This is a genomic window from Paraburkholderia sp. GAS448, from assembly GCF_050435685.1.
In the GTDB taxonomy this organism is placed as follows: domain Bacteria; phylum Pseudomonadota; class Gammaproteobacteria; order Burkholderiales; family Burkholderiaceae; genus Paraburkholderia.
The window spans coordinates 1-5,522 of sequence record NZ_JBNDKT010000102.1; the positions used below are offsets into that span (position 1 = coordinate 1).

Genomic DNA, 5,522 nt, shown 5'->3' on the forward strand with positions numbered 1-5,522 from the left:
AGGCCGTCAACGCATGGTGCGACGAAGCGAAAATTGCTGCGTAGAAAAACCTGTCGCAATTGCTATGAAATCATTTCAGTCAAGGAATCTAGCGTCTTCGCCGTCAACAAAAATGCCTCTTTCGAATCTCGAATGGGTGGACCGCCGGGTCAAGTGCGGGCGTAAGGCCGGCGAAGCGAACGCTTGACGCGTGTGGGGTAAATAAGCTGGTGCAGGGCTGGTTGCGGCAGAATGCTGCAACCAGCCCTGCAAGACCATGTGAACTATGACGAACCAAACTCAGCTGTTTGAAGCCGCCCTGGGAATCAAAGCGCCGTGGTATGTGCAGGGTGTCGATTTCGGCACGGAACTGACGATTGCCGTGGACTTTGTAGCGGGCAGCCGGTTTGCCTACCCCGGGGTGCCGGGCGAACACCCGGTGCACGACACGGTCATCAAACGACTGCGGCACCTCAATTTTTTCCAGTTCGACTGTTATCTGGAGGTGCGGGTGCCGCGTGTGCGGCTGCCGGACGGCTCGGTGCGACTCGTGGAGCCTGACTGGATGGGCAAGCTGGATGGCTTTACGCTGCTGTTTGAAGCGCTCGTGCTGACGCTGTGCCGGGAGATGACATTTGCGGCCGTGGCTCGACTGGTGAATCTGTCGTGGTATCGCGTGAAGGCCATCTGTGATCGTTACGTGAACCTCGCGGTGGCCGCGACTGACTTGTCCGACGTCAGCGCGGTGGCCATTGACGAAACCTCGTGCCGACGGGGCCACGACTATGTCTCGCTGGTCGCCGACATGGACGGCAGGCGCGTAGTCTTCGTCACGCCAGGCAAGGATGCCGGCGTTGTCGAACGCTTTGCCAGTCACCTGGAGGAACACCACGCAACGCCTGCGCAGATCAAATCGGTCAGCATCGACATGTCGCCTGCCTTCATCAAGGGCGTGGAGGAGCATCTGCCCGATGCGCGCGTGACATTCGACAAGTTTCATGTCGTGGCGCACGCCTCCAAAGCGCTCGATGGCGTACGCCGCGCGCAGCAGAAGACCGATCCCGCACTGAAGGGCATGCGCTGGTCTTTGCTCAAGGATGCTGAGAAGCTGAACCTCGCGCAACTGACCGATCTCGAGGCGCTGGTCAGCCAGTACACCACCAACCGCACGGCCCGTGCCTGGATGTACCGCGAGCAGCTGCGCGAGATTCTCGATCGCAAGCAGATCCACGTCGTCTCCAAGATGTTGCGCCGGTGGTGCACCGGCGTCATGCGTTCCAGGGTCGAACCTATGAAGGACGTCGCACGCATGATCCTTCGTCATTTTGACGGCATCGTCGCCTGGGCTCAGACGCGCCAGACCAATGGCTTCATTGAAGCCATTAACGGCCTGTTTCAAGCGGCCAAGCGCAAGGCGCGCGGGTACGCCAGCTTCAAAACCATGCGAACCGTGCTGTTCCTCATCGCCGGCAAGCTCGACTTCTCCAGCATCAACCCGCACGCCTCGTGAGCCGCATTACCCACTGCATTTTCAAAAGAGCCACAAAAATCTGCTACGGTACAGATCAGACGCTTACGAATAACTGAGGGCTATTCGAATGTTTTTTGATCACTTGGTGCGCTCTCCGCCTCTTTCATCTGGACCTGCTGATTGTCAACAGGCCCTGGCAGATTCAGCGCAATGTGGCGCAAGATCGCGCCATTCGCTTCTTTTTTCCCTCACAATCATCTCTGGACGTCATTCAGGTTAAATCATGCGCAAGCCCCCCCCCCAACGCTCGTATCCACTGGCTACAACAACCCTTGCCGGTGCGGCATTGGTATTTTGTATCGCCAATCCCGCCATGGCGGCCAATGGTGGGACTGGCGGCGCTAGCGGGGGGGGTGTCAGTGCTGGAGGTGCCGGGGGAACGGCTTCGAGCCCCGGTGGCGGGGCGGGCGTGGGAGACACGACCCCTAATGGCACTGGCGGCGGCGGCGGCGGCGGTTTTTCGGGAGCCCCCGGTGGGGCAGGGGGAGCTACTATCGTTGGGCCGGGGGGAACGGGCGGCCCGGCTGGCATGACAGGCAGCGCCTGCGGCGGCTGTGGTGACAATGGTGGTGTTGGCCTCAGTAATGATCCTACCTCTGGTTCCGACGCTGGCGGCGGCGGTGGTGGTGGTGGTGGTGGTGGTGGCACCGCTTTTTCCGGGTCTGGCACTTTATCGACTTCCTATCGTGGCGGCACCGGCGGCACCGGTGGCGGCGGCGGTGGTGGCCTCGGCCCCTCCGGCACTGGTCGTGGCGGTGGCGGTGGCGGCGGTGGCGGTGGCGGTGACGGCGCCGATGCCTTCGGAAGTGTGACGTTGTCGAGCGGTGCCAGTGTAATCGGCGGGCTAGGGGGAGACGGCTCTGGCGGAGGCGGCGGCGGCACCTTGGGCCTCGGCAATGCCAGCATCGGCAGTGCCGGGAATGTGAACGCCGGCGGCACCGGCGGCAATGGTGGCGGAGGCTCCACCAGCGGCAGTGCTGGTGGCAGTGGTGGCAGTGGTGGCGATGGTGGCGTCGGGATCAGTGGCAACAATGTGGCCATCACCAGTGACGGCATGATCTCTGGGGGCGATGGCGGCAGAGGTGGTGGCGGCGCTGGCGGCGCTGGCGCCTATGGCTCGGGTGGCGGCCCCGGTGGTGCTGGCGGCAAGGGCGGCAATGGCGGTGGCGGTATTGTTGGCGACAATCTGACCATCACCAATACGGGCACTATCTCTGGTGGCAATGGCGGTGGCGGCGGTAGTGCCGGCAGTGGTGGCAGTGGCATCAGTGCTGCTGGTAGCCCCGGTGGCAGTGGCGGCATTGCCGGCAATGGCGGCATCGGTATTACCGGCAGCAACCTGACCATCATCAACAGCGGCGGGATATCGGGAGGACTTTCTGGCATTTCTGGTGCGAATGGGACGACCGGAGGCCAGGGCCCGGCTCCCAGTACAGGCGGGGTGGGTGGCAATAGTGGCGCGACCGGCACAGGTAGCGTTCGCGCCAATGCCATTGCTTTCACCGGCGGCGTCAACTCGCTCGAGTTGCGGGCAGGCTCCACCATCACGGGCACGGTCGGCAATGCTGCGGGTGTGACAGGTACGACCAACACGCTGATTTGGGGTGGTTCTGATTCAGCCAGCTTCGACGTTTCTTCCATCGGACAAGCCGCGCAATACCAGGATTTCGTGTCCTATCAAAAAACCGGATCCAGCACCTGGACACTGACCGGTGAGAGCAGCTACAGCGGCAACACCACGATCACCGCCGGCACGCTTGCGGCCGGTGGGGCGAATGTCTTCAGCCCGAACTCTGACTATGCGGTGCAGGCCGCCGGCACGCTCGATCTGCAGGGCAACAGTCAGACGGTCGCCAGCCTGAGCAACGCCGGCTTGTTCAACATGGGTACCGGCACCGCGCCCGGCGCGGTGCTAACCACCAGAAGCTACGTCGGTCAGGGCGGCACCCTCGCGCTGAACACCTACCTCGGTGCGGATAATTCGCCCTCGGACCAACTGGTGATCAATGGCGGCACGGCAACCGGCACGACCACGCTGGCGGTCACGAACGTGGGCGGCCCTGGCGCCCAGACGACGGCGAACGGCATTGCAGTGGTGCAGACCATCAATGGCGCGACCACCGCCGCAGGCACCTTTACCCAGGCCGCAGGCGAGCTGCGCGGCGGCGCCTTCGACTACCGGCTGTTCCAGGGCGGGCTGGGCGGCAGCGATCCCAGCGACTGGTTCCTGCGCTCGACCTTCGTCGTGCCGCCCAGCACGCCGACCGAGCCGACTGAACCGCCCGTGACGCCCCCGGACGAGCTGCCGCCTGTGTCGCCCCCGGCGGGCGGGCCGCCGGCACAGCCGGGCACCTTTCCGATCATCGGACCGGAAATCGCCACCTACAGCGTGGTGCAGCCGGCCGCGCGGCAACTGGGCCTCACCACGCTCGGCACGCTGCATGAACGCATCGGCGACACGCTGACTGAGGCAGACGGAGGCGCGGGCAACGACGGCTGGGGCCACTCTGGCTGGGCCCGTATCTTCGGCCAGCAGATCGACAACCGCTACCAGACGTTCGCCGATGCGCGCGCGAGCGGCAAGCAGGTAGGTTTCCAGGCCGGCGTCGACCTGTGGCGCGGCAGCTTCCTGCCAGGTCACCATGACGCCGCCGGCGTCTACTATGCGTACGGCAACAGCAGTGTCGACGTCGACGGCCTGGTCACCAACGCGGCGGCCACCGGCTATGTGATGAGCCACACCGGGTCGCTGGATCTCGATGCGTATTCCGGCGGCGCTTACTGGACCCACTACGGTCCCGGCGGCTGGTATGTCGATGCGGTGTTCCAGGGCACCTACTACGACGGCCAGGCCACCACACAGTTCGCCCGGCTGCCAGTCAGCGGCTCAGGTTTCGCCACCTCGCTGGAAGCGGGCTACCCCATCCCGCTGCCGTTGGGCCCCGGCTTTGTGCTGGAGCCGCAGGCGCAGGTGATCTGGCAGCATGTGGGGCTGAACGAAGAGAATGACGGGCTGGGTGCGGTGGATCCGGGCTCGACCTCGGGCGTGAGCGGGCGGCTGGGCGTGCGGGGCCAGTGGACGATCACAGGTGCGAACGGCCAAGTCTGGCAGCCGTACGTGCGCGCGAACCTCTGGCGGGACTGGGGCGCGCAGGCGACGACGACGTACTCCGGGGTCGACCAGGTGCCGGTGATCGGGCAGGCGACGCGCATGGATGTCGCCGCGGGGGTGACGGCATCGATCGACACCCATATGAAGGTGTACAGCCAGTTCGGCTACCAGTTCTCGGTCAACTCGTCGGCCAGCGGCAGCCGCAAGGGCGTCTGGGGCGATGTCGGCGTGCGGTATCTCTGGTGATTCTGATCGCCGCGGCCTGGTCTTGGGACGCGGCGGGACAGGTTACGGTGATACGTTTTCGTGTCACGTGAGCAGGGCTATCAGACGCCATCGGCACTGTTGGGGGCGTTTGACGAAAGGGGCGACAAAGTACGTTAAGCGAAAGCGGCTCGCGGTCAGCCGGACCGCCGCACGGCCTTGCGTGGGCCGAAAGCGTCAGTAATCTGCCGGGCTCGCCGGGCATCGTTGCCGTGCAGGTACATCGAGGTTGTGGCGATGACGCGTGGCGCAGGTTATCACGCACGCTCGTGAGCTCGGCCCCGTGCGCCAGTGCGTGACTCGCATGGCTATGGCGCATCCAGTGCGGGCTCGCGCGGCGCAGCTTTTCGGTCAGCGCAGGATGATCGTCTTCGAGTAGGGGTAATCGTCCTTTTCGTGCAAAATCTGGCGGTTTCTCCTGAGAGCCTTTGTTTATAAGGATCTGCGGGCGGCAAAGATGACGATTTTTGGACCTGCCCGGTGCCCGCGGTAAGCAGGGCCATCGCACGAAACGTTAAATATGGTTAAGTTTCTTGCCAGAAGCGCTGTCTAACCGCACCGGAGCCTGAACGGGCGTTTCGGATATGTGTTTGGGCCGCTCCTGACGCGTTTCCAACGGAGAATGAGCCCGTTGCC

General features: G+C 63.9%; 3 protein-coding genes and 1 pseudogene. 3 read left to right on the top strand and 1 reads right to left on the bottom strand.

The genetic code is table 11. From position 1 onward, the window contains the following. Nucleotides 1-265 precede the first annotated feature (265 nt). The 3 genes from P3T23_RS47020 (at nt 266) to P3T23_RS47030 (ending at nt 4,868) form a co-directional block, all read left to right on the top strand. Nucleotides 266-1,489 carry an ISL3 family transposase gene (locus P3T23_RS47020; protein WP_429322848.1) on the top strand — a complete coding sequence of 408 codons (1,224 nt, stop codon included), beginning with the start codon at nt 266-268 and terminating at the stop codon, nt 1,487-1,489. 590 nt (nt 1,490-2,079) lie between these two features. Next, nucleotides 2,080-2,322 (top strand): hypothetical protein, encoded by a 243-nt coding sequence (locus tag P3T23_RS47025; protein ID WP_429322849.1) that lies wholly within the window; start codon nt 2,080-2,082, stop codon nt 2,320-2,322. Between the two features lie 71 nt (nt 2,323-2,393). Continuing rightward, nucleotides 2,394-4,868: an autotransporter outer membrane beta-barrel domain-containing protein gene (locus P3T23_RS47030; RefSeq protein WP_429322850.1), complete on the top strand. Its 2,475-nt coding sequence runs from the start codon at nt 2,394-2,396 to the stop codon at nt 4,866-4,868. A gap of 155 nt (nt 4,869-5,023) precedes the next feature. Here P3T23_RS47030 and P3T23_RS47035 read toward each other — a convergent pair. Beyond that, a pseudogene (locus P3T23_RS47035) lies at nt 5,024-5,262 on the bottom strand (tyrosine-type recombinase/integrase); the annotation flags it as partial. Nucleotides 5,263-5,522: the final 260 nt, after the last annotated feature.